Annotated in this window: 8 protein-coding genes and 1 pseudogene; all 9 read right to left on the minus strand. The window is 73.7% G+C overall.

Annotation, left to right across the window (positions count from 1 at the left end):
* Positions 1-17 precede the first annotated feature (17 nt).
* Positions 18-1,871 (minus strand): acetolactate synthase large subunit, encoded by a 1,854-nt coding sequence (locus tag ACYP53_RS03285; protein ID WP_189915818.1) that lies wholly within the window; start codon positions 1,869-1,871, stop codon positions 18-20.
* Between the two features lie 326 nt (positions 1,872-2,197).
* Entirely contained in the window at positions 2,198-5,161 is a 2,964-nt protein-coding gene (locus tag ACYP53_RS03290) for a putative bifunctional diguanylate cyclase/phosphodiesterase (RefSeq protein WP_459647947.1), read from the minus strand.
* 451 nt (positions 5,162-5,612) lie between these two features.
* Positions 5,613-8,660 (minus strand): helix-turn-helix transcriptional regulator, encoded by a 3,048-nt coding sequence (locus ACYP53_RS03295; protein WP_308437556.1) that lies wholly within the window; start codon positions 8,658-8,660, stop codon positions 5,613-5,615.
* Positions 8,661-8,794: 134 nt separating this feature from the next.
* On the minus strand, positions 8,795-8,953 hold the full coding sequence (locus ACYP53_RS03300; RefSeq protein WP_189915816.1) for a hypothetical protein: 159 nt from the start codon (positions 8,951-8,953) through the stop codon (positions 8,795-8,797).
* Between the two features lie 264 nt (positions 8,954-9,217).
* Positions 9,218-10,726, minus strand: coding sequence for an Asp-tRNA(Asn)/Glu-tRNA(Gln) amidotransferase subunit GatB (gene gatB, locus ACYP53_RS03305; RefSeq protein WP_189915815.1), 1,509 nt, complete (start codon positions 10,724-10,726; stop codon positions 9,218-9,220).
* An 83-nt stretch (positions 10,727-10,809) separates the two neighbouring features.
* The gene (locus ACYP53_RS03310; protein ID WP_229928540.1) at positions 10,810-11,070 is read right to left on the minus strand and encodes a hypothetical protein; all 261 of its coding nucleotides are present in this window, start codon (positions 11,068-11,070) and stop codon (positions 10,810-10,812) included.
* A complete protein-coding gene (gatA, locus tag ACYP53_RS03315) occupies positions 11,067-12,560 on the minus strand; it encodes an Asp-tRNA(Asn)/Glu-tRNA(Gln) amidotransferase subunit GatA (RefSeq protein WP_189915814.1) in 1,494 nt (497 codons plus the stop codon). Before gatA ends, ACYP53_RS03310 begins: the two co-directional genes overlap by 4 nt.
* 5 nt (positions 12,561-12,565) lie before the next feature.
* A complete protein-coding gene (gatC, locus tag ACYP53_RS03320; protein WP_459646589.1) occupies positions 12,566-12,862 on the minus strand; it encodes an Asp-tRNA(Asn)/Glu-tRNA(Gln) amidotransferase subunit GatC in 297 nt (98 codons plus the stop codon).
* Positions 12,863-13,106: 244 nt separating this feature from the next.
* Positions 13,107-14,849: pseudogene (locus tag ACYP53_RS03325) on the minus strand (putative bifunctional diguanylate cyclase/phosphodiesterase); the annotation flags it as partial.
* Positions 14,850-15,076: the final 227 nt, after the last annotated feature.

Below are 15,076 nucleotides of genomic sequence, written 5' to 3' on the forward strand. Positions count from 1 at the left end.
TTCTGGAAGGGGGGCCGTCAGTCGGAGTCGTCGCCGAAGTCGGGGCGGACGCCCTTGGCGAACTGGATCTCGTCGTTGCTGGTGCCGGCCGCGACCATCGGCCAGACCATGGCGTCCTGGTGGACGATGAAGTCGATGACGACCGGGCGGTCGTCGATCTCCATCGCCTGCCGGATGACGTCGTCGAGGTCCTCGGGGCGCTCGCAGCGCAGGCCCACGCAGCCCATCGCCTCGGACAGCAGGACGAAGTCCGGGATCCGGGTGCCCTGGGCCGGCGGCTCGATGCCGTCGTGGCCCGGGCCGGCGTGCAGCACGGTGTTGGAGTAGCGCTGGTTGTAGAAGAGCGTCTGCCACTGCCGGACCATGCCCAGCGAGCCGTTGTTGATGACCGCGACCTTGATCGGGATGCCGTTCAGGGCGCAGGTGACCAGTTCCTGGTTGGTCATCTGGAAACAGCCGTCGCCGTCGATGGCCCAGACCTGGGCCTCCGGGCGGCCGGCCTTGGCGCCCATCGCCGCGGGGACGGCGTAGCCCATCGTCCCGGCGCCGCCGGAGTTGAGCCAGGTGCCCGGCTTCTCGAACCGGATGAACTGCGAGCTCCACATCTGGTGCTGGCCCACGCCCGCGGCGTAGATCGCCTCGGGGCCGACCAGCTGCCCGATCCGCTCGATGACCTGCTGCGGCGAGAGCTCGTCACCCGGGGCCGGCTCGTAGCCGATCGGGTAGGTCTTCTTCCACTCGTCGAGCTTCTCCCACCACTCGGTGTAGTCGCCCTTGTGGCCGGCGTCGAACTCCGCCTGGACGGCGACGATCAGGTCGGCGAGCACCTCGCGGGCGTCACCGACGATCGGGACGTCCGCCGGGCGGTTCTTGCCGATCTCGGCCGGGTCGATGTCGGCGTGGACGATCTTGGCGTACGGGGCGAAGCCGTCCAGCTTGCCGGTGACGCGGTCGTCGAAGCGGGCGCCGAGGGTGAACAGCAGGTCGGACTTCTGCAGGGCGGTGACGGCGGGGACGGAGCCGTGCATGCCGGGCATGCCCAGGTGCTGCGGGTGGCTGTCCGGGAAGGCGCCGAGCGCCATCAGGGTGGTGACCACCGGGGCGCCGGTCAGCTCGGCGAGGATCCGCAGCTCGGCGGTGGCCCGGGCCTTGATCACGCCGCCGCCGACGTACAGCACCGGGCGCTTCGCGCCGACCAGCATCTTCGCGGCCTCGCGGATCTGCTTGGCGTGCGGCTTGGTGACCGGGCGGTAGCCGGGCAGCGCGGCCTCGACCGGCCAGCGGAAGGTGGTGGTCGCCTGCAGCGCGTCCTTGGCGATGTCGACCAGGACCGGGCCGGGGCGGCCGGTGGCGGCGATGTGGAACGCCTCGGCGATCACCCGGGGGATCTCGGCCGGGTCGGTGACCAGGTAGTTGTGCTTGGTGATCGGCATCGTGATGCCGCAGATGTCCGCCTCCTGGAAGGCGTCGGTGCCGATCGCCTTGGAGGAGACCTGGCCGGTGATCGCGACGATCGGCACGGAGTCCATGTAGGCGTCGGCGATCGGGGTGACCAGGTTGGTCGCGCCCGGGCCGGAGGTGGCCATGCAGACGCCGACCTTGCCGGTGGCCTGCGCGTACCCGGTGGCGGCGTGGCCGGCGCCCTGCTCGTGCCGGACCAGGATGTGGCGCACCTTGGCGGAGTCCATCAGCGGGTCGTACGCGGGAAGGATGGCCCCGCCCGGAATGCCGAAGACGGTGTCCGCGCCCACGGCCTCCAGCGAGCGGATGAGCGACTGGGCGCCGGTCATGGTCTCGACGACGTGCTGGGGAGCGGGAGCGTTGGCGGCCGGGTTGTCCCCGCGGCGGGGGGATGCGGCGTGCTCGGTCATCTGCCTGTCTCTTCTCGGTTCTTGCCGACCCGGCTGCGGGCCCCTGCTGCGAGGGTGGGGTCCCGGTCCGGGTCGATCGCCGGCTCTGCCTCAATCGTCCCGCTCATTCCGACGAGTCGGACGTTTTCGGGCGGTCGAAGCCAGGGGTCTTGCGGGATGGAACAGCGTCAGTGCAACAAAAAACCCCTCGTGCCCAAGGGCATGCGAGGGGTGGCGCGTCGGTCTGTCACGAGCAGGGCGTGCGAGCCCTGTCAGCCGACGCGCCCGCCAAGTACGAGAATTCGGGTGCGCATGGCAACGACCTTCCTCCCGTCCAGGGTGGCGTGTCAAGCAGGTGGGATGACCGTCTCGCCATGCGGACCCCCTCCCGGACCAGCGGCGGCACGGTGTTCGGGCAGGTCAGAGCCACCGTGGTGATGTACGACACGTCCCGGCGCGGCGTCCGGGCGGCCACTCGTCCGGGTGTCCGCGGCGAGGTACGGCCGCCGGCCGGGGGGCGGGCCGAGCGGCTTCGGCAGCGGGTAACCGCGGCGGGCCAGCGCGCGGCGCAGCCGGGGCTCGTCCAGCGGCGGGGCGAAGGCCGAACCCTGGGCCTGCCCGCAGCAGAGCTCCTGCAGCACGGCGACCTGGCGGGGCAGGTCCACCCCCTCGGCGGCGGTGGCCATCCCGAGGTCGCGGCCGAGCCGCAGGGCGTGCCCGGCGAGCGTGCGGGCCAGCGGGGACTCCCCCAGGTCCCGGACCAGCGTCCGGTCCAGCTTCAGACCGTCCAGGGGCAGCCGGGCGAGGGCGCCGAGCGAACCGCCGCCGGCGCCGTAGCCGGCCAGCCAGGTGGAGACGCCGAGCCGGCGCAGCGCGGCCAGCCGGCGGCCGAGCTCGTCGGCGAGCGAGTCCGGCCCCATCCGGGCCACCTCGATCACCAGTTGGCCGGCCGGCAGCCCGCTGTCGCGCAGCACGGCGGCCACCGTCTCGTACAGGCCGGGCGAGCAGAGCCGCTCGGCGCTGAACCGGACGGCCACCGGGACGGGCTCCGGCCCGGGGTGGCCCCGGCCGAGCCGGCCCCGGCGGGCGACGGCCGCGACGACCGTCTCGTGGACCAGCCAGCGGGCGAACCGGGTGGCCGCGTCGCCGTGCTCGGCGGAGCGCAGGAACTCGGCCGGGGTGAGCAGCAGCCCGCCCGCCGAGCGCCAGCGGGCCTGCGCCTCGACGCCGGTCACGGCGCCGGTGGCCAGGTCCACCAGGGGCTGGTGGAGCAGGGTGAAGCCGCCCTCCCGGACGGCGAGTCTCAGCCGTTCCTCCAGCTCGGTGCGGCGCTCCAGGTCGGCCCGCATCGCGGGGCTGTAGAGCACCACCCGGCCCTTGCCCTCGGACTTGGCCCGGTACATCGCCAGGTCGGCGTTGCGCATCAGTTCGTCGGCGGCGGCCCTGGGGTCGGCGGCGGGGCCGCGTTCGGGGGTGCCGAAGGCGATGCCGATGCTGGCGGCGACACCGAGTTCGGCGCCGCCGATCCAGTACGGCTCGGAGAGCGCCACCCGCAGCCGCTCGGCCAGCTCCTGGACCTGCAGGCGGCCGAGCGGGCCGCACACCAGCGCGGCGAACTCGTCGCCGCCGAAGCGGGCGACGGTGTCCCCGCAGCGGACGGCGCCCTGCAGCCGGCGGGCGGCCTGCACCAGCAGCTCGTCGCCGACCTGGTGCCCGGCCGAGTCGTTGACCGCCTTGAAGCCGTCCAGGTCGAGGAAGAGCACGGCGATCCCGGCGCCCGTCCCGCCCTGCTGGCCGCGGGCGCCGAGGGCGGCGCGCAGCCGCTGGGTGAACAGCGCCCGGTTGGGCAGGTCGGTGAGCGGGTCGTGGAACGCGTTGTGCTGCAACTGGGCCTGGAGCATGACGCGTTCGGTGACGTCCCGGCTGTTGAGCAGCAGCCCGTCGCGGTGCCGGCTCACCGTGGACTCCACGTGCAGCCACTCGCCGCCGCCGGAGCTGATCCGGCACTCCACCCGGGCCGAGGGCTCGACGGCGCCGCGGACCCGGTGGGCGGTGAGCCGGACCCGGGCGAGGTAGCGGCGGACCTCGGAGAGCACCCGGCCCACGTCCTCGGGGTGGACCAGGTCCAGCAGGTTGCCGCCGACCAGCTCCTCCGGGTCCCGCCCGTACACGCCGAGCGCGGCCGGGGAGACGTAGGAGAGCACGCCGTTCGCGCCGGCGATCATGATGACGTCGCTGGACCCCTGCACCAGGGAACGGAAGTGCGCCTCCTTGTGGGCGAGCTCCTGGGCCAGCGAGAGGTTGTCGAGCAGCATCACGCCCTGCCTCAGGATCAGTGCCAGCCCGACGGTGCACGCGGCCGCGGCCACCACGCGGTCCAGCTCGCGCCCGCCGAGGGCGTTGTAGAGGATGCCGGCGGTACAGACCGCGGCGGCCGCGTACGGGGTGAGCGCGCTGAAGGTGGTGGCCACCCGGCGGCGCGGCAGACCGCCGGCCGAGGGGTGCTCGCGCAGCGGGCGGCGCCAGCGCCGCGACCACGGCGCCCAGGCCAGCAACAGGCTGCCGGAGAACCAGCCGGCGTCCAGCAGTGAGCCGGAGTGGTAGCTGCTGCGCAGCTCCGGGGAGGTGAACAGGGCGTCGCACACCACGGTGACGGCGAGCGCCACCATCGCGGTGTGCACCGCCGCCCGGTTGCCGTCCCGGCCGCCGAAGCGCAGCCCGACCACCAGGCTGACCAGCAGGATGTCCAGCACCGGGTAGGCCAGGTTGAGGGCCAGCCGCAGCGGGGAGCCGCTCTCCCCGGCCGCGATCCGGCCGAGCGCCAGGCTCCAGCTGAGGGTGAACAGCGAGCCCGCGATCAGCCAGCCGTCGAGCAGCAGGCAGAGCCAGCCGGCCGCGGAGCGCGGGCGCTGGGCGAGCACCATGAGGCCGGTGATGGCGAGCGGGGCGAACAGCAGGAAGGCGTACACGGCGAGCGAGTCCTGCGGCCGCTGGACGCGCAGCACCAGCTCGTACCAGCCCCAGGTGCCGTTGCCGAAGGCGACGGTGAGCGAGGAGAGGCCGAACAGCAGCCAGGCCGGGCGGGCGTGGCCGCCGACCGTGCAGCCGTACACCAGGCAGGACAGCGCGGCCGCGAGGGCCGCCGCCGCCAGGCCGAAGTCACCCATGAAGATGGACAGTTGGCCGGATCCCCAGCCGGTGGCGGCGCCCATGGCGTAGGCCAGGCAGAGCGCGCCCAGGACCAGTCCGGGCAGCGTGCGGCTCTCCCGGAGCCGGCGCAGCGGGCCGCGGCGGACGGGCGGCGCGGGCATGTCGACGGCGGACGTGTCGGCGGGCGGTGCGCCCGGGCGTCCGGCTCCGGGCAACACCGTATCGGTGGAGCTCACTCGGCCTCTCCCCCTCCGGCCCGGGGCCTCGCGCCCCGGCCACGGGCCACCGGCCGCGCACCTCTCGGCCGTACGCGGCGGCCTGGCGCCCCGTCAGGACGGCGGCCCAGGGGGTGGGCGGCTTGCGGGCCGCCGCACCGCACCGATGCTCCCGCAATCGACCCTACACCAATTCCGTCACTCAATGACACGCACACTCAACTTAGAGTAATGGCGGGAGGGTGGGCGAATGTCCCGGATTCCGACGGATCGGCCCGGTTGGCGGCGGCGCGCGGGCGGGGGCACACGCGGCGCGCACGGGAGCACGCGGCAGCGCCCCGCCGCGGGGCCCGTCCTCGGACTCCCGGCGGCGGGGCCCGGTCTCAGCGGCCAGGTCTCAGCGGCCCGGCGCGACCTGGTCCTCCGGGAACAGCCGCAGCCGGTGCGCCAGCGCGGCCGCCTCGCCCCGGCCGCCGACCGCGAGCTTGCCCAGGATGTTGGAGACGTGCACGCTCGCGGTCTTCGGAGAGATGTACAGCTCCTCGGCGATCTGCCGGTTGGTCCAGCCGCGCGCGAGCAACCGGAGCACGTCCCGCTCACGGGGGGTGAGGTTGAAGGAGTCGGCGGCGGTCGTGGCCGGCGTCGGCTCCGCCCCCGGGCGCTCGGCGGGGGCGAGGTTCAGCCCGGCTCGCTCGGCGAGGCCGGTGATCTGCCCCGTCAGCACCCGGTCCCCCCGTACGGTCGCCAGTTCGGCCGCCTCGCGCAGCAGTTCGGCCCCGGCCTCGCGCCGCCCGTCCCGGACCTCGGCCTCGCCGGCCCGCAGCAGGGCGAGCACCAGCGGGTGCGGCAGGCCGGTCGGGCGCAGCGCCTCGACCGCCGTGGCCCACTGCGCGGCGGTGTCGGCGCCCTCGGCACGGGCCAGTTCGGCCTCCAGCAGCCGGGCCCAGCCGTGGTGCAGCGGCGCCCGGGGCCGCAGCCCGTCGGCCGCCCTCCGGATCGCGGCCAGCGCCCCGGCCCGGCCCGCCTCGGCCTCCGGCAGGCCCCTGGTGTCCGCCTCCACCCCGGCGGCCTCGGCCAGCAGCGGGTAGACGTCGGACTCGTGGCCGAGCCGCCCCTCCCCCGCCAGCGCGGCGAGCAGTTCGGCCCGGGCCTCCAGCGGCCGGCCGCCGAGGGCGGCGAGCCGCACGGCCAGCCGGCTGATCGGCAGGCTGTGCTGGACCTGGCCGACCCGGTTGGCCGCCCTGGCCTGCGCCAGCATGGTCGCCGCGGTGGGCAGGTCGCCCTGCAGCAGGGCGAGTTCGCCGCGCATCCGGTCCAGGAACTCGGCGTGGGTGCCGCTCAGACTGGTCAGCTCGCAGGCGGCGAGCACCTCGGCGGCCTCCGTCGCCCGCCCGAGGTCGGTCAGCGCCTCGACCAGGTTGCCGGTCAGGATGGTGCCGACGTTGCGCAGCAGGCCGTTGCCGTCCGCGAACTCCAGGCCCTCGCGGGCCAGCCGGACGGCCTCCTCGGCCCGGCCCAGCCCGCGCTGCATGCTGGACAGGTTGTTGAGGCCGCGCAGCAGCAGGTCCGGCACGCCCAGCCGGCGGGCCCGCTCGACCGCCCCGGCGAGCTCGGCGAGCCCGCCCTCGGCGTCACCGTGCAGGTCGTAGCGCAGGCCGCCGAGGGTCATCCGGGCGTGCACCTCGACCGAGTGCGCGCCGACCTCCACGGCGATCCGGATCGCCCGCTCGGCGAGTTCGAGGTGCTCCGGCCCGGGCTGCTTGAGCATCGCCGAGCCGGCCCCGAGCGCGAGCACCTCGGCCTGCACGGCGGACGGCGGCAGCTGCTCCACCAGCCGCAGCGCGTGGCCGATCTCCGCCTCGTCGCCGGAGCGGCGCAGGCTGCCCAGCATCCGGGCCCGGTTGATCCTGAACCAGGCCGCGCGCACCGGGTGCACCGTCTCGTCGACCAGCCGCAGCCCGCGCTTGGCCAGGCTCAGGCCGCGCTCGCGGTCGCCGCTGCGCCGGGCCGCGACCACCGCCTCGGCCAGTACGTCCTCCAGCTGGATCCGGTCGCACTCCTCGTCGGCGGCGCTGTGGTCGCAGGAGCCGGGCGGGTAGGTCTCGGCCCAGTCGTACGGGCGCAGGGTGTGCGCCAGCACGTCCTCGGAGACCAGGTCCCACAGCTCCAGGGCCCGTTCCAGCATGCCCAGCTGCTCGGCGAAGGCGTTGCGCCGGCGGGCCGCGCGGGCGGCGTCCAGGGCGGTCGGCAGGGCGCGGGCCGGGTCGTGCGCGTGGTACCAGTAGTTGGCCAGCCGGGCCGGCAGCGCGTCGGAGGAGACCAGCTGCGGCTGGGCCTCCACGGCGAGCGCGAACTTGCGGTTGATCCGGTGGCGTTCGCCGGGCAGCAGGTCGTCCGAGACCGCCTCGCGGACCAGCGCGTGCCGGAACCGGTAGCCCTCGCCCTCGCTGTCCGGGCGCAGGATGTTGGCGCCGACGGCCGACCGCAGCGCCTCGATCAGCGCCTCCTCGTCGTCGTCCAGGACGGCGGCCAGCAGGGCGTGTTCGACGTGCGAGCCGCCCTCGGCGGCGATCCGCACCACCCGCTGGGCCTCCTCGTCCAGGCCCTCGACCCGCACCAGCAGGATGTCCCGCAGCGAGTCGGTCAGCCCGGCGCCGCAGCCGTCCTCGAAGGCGGTGGCCAGTTCCTCGACGAAGAAGGGGTTGCCCTCCGAGCGGCGGTGGATCCGGTCCACCAGCTGGCGGTCGGGGGTGGCGGTGCCGAGGATGCCGGCCAGCTGGGCGGCCACCTCGCGGCGGACGAACCGCTCCAGCTCCAGGCGCTGGACGGTGCGCAGCCGTTCGAGCTCGGCGAGGAAGGGGCGCAGCGGGTGCCGGCGGTGCAGGTCGTCGCTGCGGTAGGTGGCGACCAGCAGGACCCGGGAGCGGTGCAGGGTGCGCACCAGGAAGGCGAGCAGCTCGCGGGTGGAGCGGTCGGACCAGTGCAGGTCCTCGACGGCGAGGACGAGGGTACGCTCCGCGCCGAGCCGTTCGAACAGCCTCGCGGTGTGCTCGAACAGCCGGGCCCGGCCGTACTCGTCGTTCGGTTCGCCGTCCGCCTCGCCGAACTCGGAGAGCAGTCGGGCGAGGTGGCCCTCGCTGCCGGCCGCTGCGGTCTCGAACTCGGTGCCCAGCGAGCGGTGCAGCCGGCGCAGCGCGGCGGCCAGCGGCGCGTACGGCAGGCCCTCGGCGCCGACCTCCAGACAGCCCCCGAGCGTGGTGACCGCGCCCCGGTCGGCGGCGCGCTGCAGGAACTCCTCCAGCAGCCGGGTCTTGCCGACGCCGGCCTCGCCGCCGATCAGTACGGCCTGCGGGCTGCCGGTGCCCGCCCGGCGCAGCGCGTCGGTCAGTTCGGTGATCTCGCTGCCACGGCCGACGAAGACGGGGCTGACCGATATCTGCTGCATGGAGGCGAGCATGCCATAGCCGGTGGGGACCGGCCGAGAGGATATCTCCCCCGGCGAACGCCCGGAGGGGGAGACGCTCACACGCAGCGTCTCCCCCTCCGGAACTCCGTCGGCACCGTCCTGGTGCCGTGCCGTCAGCATTCGGGCCGACGAACGGGGCGCCGCGAGAAGCGGGCGGCCACCGGGCGCTGCCGCAGCCGGCGGGCCTCCTTGGCCTCGCGCACCAGGCGCTCGTGCTCGGCCTGGGCCACGAGCTCGTGGGCCTGTTGCTGGAAGGTCTGGTACTCGATCATCTTCGGTTCCCCCTGCGGGTCTTCACTGCGTTTCGCTGACAGGTAAGAGCTTCCTCTCCCAGTGGGGGGTGCGGCATCGGGAGCGTGCCCGATCTTCCGGGGCCCGGATGCCTTAGATCGGGGCCCGGGAAAGGTTTAAGGCCCGGCCTCACCCCATTACGGAGGTGAGACCGGGCCTTAGGCCTTACTTAGAGGGACTTAGACGCCTTAGATGCCTTAGGAAGACAGGCCTAGCGGCCTAGGCGCCCCCGATCGGGAGCCCGCTCAGCCGGAGACGCCCAGCTTTTCGAAGATCAGGTCCTTCACGCGGGCGGCGTCCGCCTGGCCGCGGGTGGCCTTCATGACCGCGCCGACCAGCGCGCCCACGGCCTGGACCTTGCCGTCACGGATCTTGGCGGCGATCGCCTCGTTCTCGGCGATGGCCTTGTCCACCGCCTCGCCCAGCGCGGAGTCGTCCGAGACCACGGCCAGGCCGCGCTTCTCGACGATCTCGTCCGGCTCGCCCTCGCCGGCCAGCACGCCCTCGATGACCTGGCGGGCCAGCTTGTCGTTCAGCTTGCCCTCGGCGACCAGCGCGGCGACCCGGGCGACCTGCACCGGGGTGATCGGCTGCTCGCTCAGCTCGGTGCCGGTCTCGTTGGCGCGACGGGCCAGCTCGCCCAGCCACCACTTGCGGGCCTGGTCGGCCGGGGCACCGGCCGCGATGGTCTCCTGGATCAGCTCCACCGCACCGGCGTTCAGGACGGACTGCATGTCCTTGTCGGTGAGGCCCCACTCGGCCTGCAGCCGGGCGCGGCGCACCCGCGGCAGCTCGGGCAGGGCGGCACGCAGCTCCTCGACCCACGCGCGGGCGGGGGCCACCGGCACCAGGTCCGGCTCGGGGAAGTAGCGGTAGTCCTCGGCGTTGTCCTTGATCCGGCCCGAGGTCGTGGTGCCGTTGTCCTCGTGGAAGTGGCGGGTCTCCTGGACGATGGTGCCGCCGTCGGTCAGCACCGTGGCGTGCCGCTGGATCTCGTACCGGGCGGCCCGCTCGACGCTGCGCAGCGAGTTGACGTTCTTGGTCTCCGAGCGGGTGCCGAAGGTCTCGGTGCCGTTCGGGCGCAGCGACAGGTTGACGTCGCAGCGCATCTGGCCCTTGTCCATCCGGGCCTCGGAGACGCCGAGCGAGCGGATGACCTCGCGCAGCTCGGCCACGTACGCCTTGGCGACCTCGGGGGCGCGCTCGCCGGCGCCCTCGATCGGCTTGGTGACGATCTCGATCAGCGGGATGCCGGCCCGGTTGTAGTCCAGCAGCGAGTGGGTGGCGCCGTGGATGCGGCCGGTCGCGCCACCGACGTGGCTGGACTTGCCGGTGTCCTCCTCCATGTGGGCGCGCTCGATCTCCACGCGGAAGGTCGAGCCGTCCTCCAGCTGCACGTCGAGGTAGCCGTTGAAGGCGATCGGCTCGTCGTACTGCGAGGTCTGGAAGTTCTTGGGCATGTCCGGGTAGAAGTAGTTCTTCCGCGCGAACCGGCACCACTCGGCGATGTCGCAGTTCAGCGCCAGGCCGATCTTGACGGCCGACTCCACGCCGATCGCGTTGACCACCGGCAGCGAGCCCGGCAGGCCCAGGCAGGTCGGGCAGGTCTGGCTGTTCGGCTCGGCACCCAGCTCGGTCGAGCAGCCGCAGAACATCTTGGTCTTGGTACCGAGCTCGACGTGGACCTCAAGGCCCATCACCGGGTCGTACGACGCCAGAGCGTCCTCGTAGGAGACCAGGGTCATGACGCTCACAGCGTCCCTTCTCAACTAAAGACTCGGGAGGTACGGGCCCGGCCGCCGCTCACGCGGGGCCGGGCCTGGGCACTCGGCTCGGCTCAGCCCAGCAGCACGTCGTCGGAGCCCAGCCGGCGCAGCTCGCGCACCAGCAGGGCGGTGCCGGTGACCAGCGCGGCCGCGCCGACCAGGGCGTTGACCAGCTTGAGGGTGTCGCTCTCCTCGCGGGCCTTGCGGACGTCCTTGACCACGGAGATCGCGCCGAAGGCGCTGGTGCCGATGGACAGCCACAGACCGGGCTTGGAGTGCTTGAAGCCCTTCAGCGAAGCGGACTGGGACTTCGCCTTCTCGATCTTGCTCACAGTGCCGGTGCCTCCTCCAGCAGGGTGTGCCCCCACTTGTCGTTGAGTGCGGCCTCGACGGCGCCGCCCACGCGGTACAGGCGGTCGTCCGCCATCGCGGGCGCGATGATCTGCAGGCCGACCGGGAGATTGTCCTCCGGAGCGAGGCCGACCGGCAGCGACATGGCCGCGTTGCCCGCCAGGTTCGACGGGATCGTGCACAGGTCGGCCAGGTACATCGCCATCGGGTCGTCGGCGCGCTCGCCGATCGGGAAGGCGGTGGTCGGCGTGGTCGGCGAGACCAGCACGTCCACGCCGGCGAAGGCGGTGTCGAAGTCCCGCGAGATGAGCGTGCGGACCTTCTGGGCCGAGCCGTAGTAGGCGTCGTAGTAGCCCGAGGACAGGGCGTAGGTGCCCAGGATGATGCGGCGCTTGACCTCGTCGCCGAAGCCGGCCTCGCGGGTCAGCGCGGTGACCTCCTCGGCCGAGCGGGTGCCGTCGTCGCCGACCCGCAGGCCGTAGCGCATCGCGTCGAAGCGGGCCAGGTTGGAGGAGCACTCGCTGGGCGCGATCAGGTAGTACGCCGGCAGCGCCAGGGTGAACGACGGGCAGGAGACCTCGACGACCTCGGCGCCCAGCTCGCGCAGCAGCTCCACCGACTCGTCGAAGCGCTGCATCACGCCGGCCTGGTAGCCCTCGCCGGCGAACTCCTTGACCACGCCGATCCGCATGCCGCGGACGTCGCGCATCCGCGCGGCCTCGACCACGGCCGGGACCGGCGCGTCGATCGAGGTGGAGTCCAGCGGGTCGTGCCCGGCGATGGCCTCGTGCAGCAGCGCCGCGTCCAGCACGGTGCGGGCGCACGGGCCGCCCTGGTCCAGGCTGCTGGAGAAGGCGACCAGGCCGTAGCGGGACACCGAGCCGTAGGTCGGCTTGACGCCGACGGTGCCGGTGACGGCGCCCGGCTGGCGGATCGAGCCGCCGGTGTCGGTGCCGATCGCCAGCGGGGCCTCGAAGGCGGCCAGCGCGGCGGCCGAACCGCCGCCGGAGCCGCCGGGGATGCGGGTGAGGTCCCACGGGTTGCCGGTCGGGCCGTAGGCGGAGTTCTCGGTGGAGGAGCCCATCGCGAACTCGTCCATGTTGGTCTTGCCCAGGATGACGACGCCGGCGTCCTTGAGACGGGTCGTCAGCGTGGCGTCGTAGGGCGGGATCCAGCCCTCGAGCATCTTGGAGCCGCAGGTGGTCGGGACGCCCTTGGTGGTGAAGACGTCCTTCAGCGCGAGCGGGACGCCGGCCAGCGGGCCCAGCTCCTCGCCCTTGGCGCGCTTCTCGTCGACGGCCCTGGCCGCGGCCAGCGCGCCGTCGGTGTCGACGTGCAGGAAGGCGTTGACCTTCTTGTCGACGGCGTCGATGCGGTCCAGGTGCGCCTGTGCGACCTCGACGGCCGACACCTCACCCTTGGCGATGGCGCCCGCGGTCTCCGCGGCGGTGTACTTGATCAGCTCGGTCATCTCGGTCAGTCCTCCCCGAGGATCTGCGGCACACGGAAACGCTGCTCCTCGGCGGCGGGGGCGCCGGACAGCGCCTGCTCCGGGGTGAGCGAGGGCCGCACCTCGTCCGCGCGCATGACGTTGGTCAGCGGCAGCGGGTGGGAGGTCGGCGGGACGTCCTGTCCGGTGACCTCGGAAACGCGGGCGACCGCGCCGATGATCACGTCGAGCTGCTCGGCGAAGTGGTCCAGCTCTTCGGGCTTCAGCTCAAGACGCGACAGCCGGGCGAGGTGGGCGACCTCCTCGCGCGTGATGCCAGGCATGCAGCGATCCTCAGGGTGAGTTCTGGTGAGACCCGGCGGTGCCTTGCGAGCGGTGCCGGGCCCGGGCAGGAGCAGCCTGGTTCGGCGCTCCGTCCTCATGGTCTTTGGACCCCATCCTATGGGGCCCGGCCCGGCCACCGGCCAACGAGTGAGCCGAGGTGCCCGTCACTGCCGGAGCGGGGTGTCCGTCCCGGTGTCCCCCGGATGCCCCCGGGTGTTCCCGGCGGCCCCGCCGCCGGGTGCCTCACTGCGGGCGGGAGGGGGCCCAACTCTGCGGCCCCGGCGCCTTGATCTCCAGCTGCGCGGCCTGCACCGCCTGGACCACGGGCGGCAGCACAGGGGGCAGGACCGGCGGCAGGACGGGCGGGAGCGTCGGCGGCAGCACCGGCGGGCCGGCCGGCTGGACCACCGGCTTGCCCCCCTGGACCGGCTGGAGGCCGGCCCGCCACCGGGGCGGCGCGCCCAGCCGCTCCACCGGCGGGGCGCCGGTGCGGTGCACCCGCAACCAGGCGGTGGCCTGCTCGGCCGGCAGCGCCGCCGACACCAGCCAGCCCTGGACGGCGTCCACGCCCATGCAGTGCAGCCGCTCCCAGGTCTCGTCGTCCTCGACGCCCTCGGCGACCACGGTCAGGCCCAGCGAGTGGGCGAGCTCCACCGAGCAGCGGACCACCGCCGCGTCGTGGTCGTCGGCGACCATCCGGGAGACGAAGGAGCGGTCGATCTTCAGCTCGCCGACCGGCAGGCTGCGCAGCCGCACCAGCGAGGAGTGTCCGGTGCCGAAGTCGTCCAGGGACATCCCGACGCCGTAGCCGCGCAGCTCCGCGAGGGTGTCGGCGGCCCGCCGGGAGTCGTCCAGCAGCAGCCGCTCGGTGATCTCCAGCTGGAGCGCGTGGGCCGGCACCTGGTGGCGCACGAGATGGCCGGCGACGCGCTGGGCGAAGCCGGGGTTGAGCACGTCCCGCGGCGAGACGTTGACCGCGACCTGCACCTGGAGGCCCTGGTCGCGCCAGTACGCGAGCTGGCCGACCGCCGCCTCCAGCACGTAGTCGGTGAGCCGGGGCATCAGCCCGCTGGACTCGGCGAGCCCGACGAACTCGTCCGGGGAGACCCGGCCCTGGCCGGGGCGGTCCCAGCGCAGCAGCGCCTCCAGGCCGACCACCCGGCCGTCGAAGGCCACCTTCGGCTGGTAGTGCAGCTGCACCTCGCCGGTCTCCAGGGCCCGCCGCAGGTCGCCGAGCAGCCCGATCCGGTACGGGGTGTCGGCGTCCTGGGTCTCGTCGTACTGGGCGACGCCGTGGCAGCCGCGCTGGGCGTGGCCCATCGCGACGTCGGCCCGGCGCAGCAGGGACTCGGCGTCCTGGGCGTGCTGCGGGTAGACGCAGACGCCGCCGGTGGCCTCCAGGACGAGCAGCAGCCCGTCCAGCCGGATCGGGGCGGCGAGTTCGGTGATCAGCGCCTTGGCGACCCGTTCCAGGCTGTCCGGGCAGTTGATGCCGGGCAGCAGGACGGCGAACTCGTCGCCGCCCATCCGGGCCACCATCGGGCGGCCGCGCCGGTAGTGCCGGGGCAGCCCGGCGAAGACGTCGTCGATGGACTCCCGGGTGGGGCTGCCGGCCGGGCCGCCGGAGCGCAGTGCGCGGTGCAGCCGGCGGGCGATGTGAACCAGCAGCCGGTCACCAGCCGTATGACCTAGTGTGTCGTTGAGTGATCGGAATCGATCGAGGTCAAGCAGGATGAGACCGACGCTGTAGCCCTGGTCGCACTCGGCGATCGCCTCCTGGGCGGCCAGCAGCAGGGCCTGACGGTTGGGCAGGTCCGTCAGCGGGTCGGTCAGCTGGTCGCGGGCGCGGTCCCGGGCGATCCGCCAGGCCGCCACCAGCACGGCCAGGGGCACCGCGAACAGCGGCAGCAGCTCGGGTTCGTACCGGTAGACCAGGACGGCCAGCGGGATGAGCGGCGCGGCTCCGGCCAGCAGCACGCCGAGCAGCAGGACCGCACCCGCCACCCCCTGCGGCGGGCGTGTGGGCGCACCGCCGGTCGTACGATCCATAAGCCCTGTCCTCCGTCGGGCCCGCCCCGTCAGGCCGCCTTACGGTGAGGCACCGTGCCGGTACCGACAGCTGCCGGGCATGGAGCGACCCCGAGGAGCACCGGCTCAGCCGGTGCCCCCACCCCTGCTGACACTCTGTTGCGCTCCAGGGTATGCCGGGGTCG

The organism is Kitasatospora sp. Ki12, from assembly GCF_054601375.1.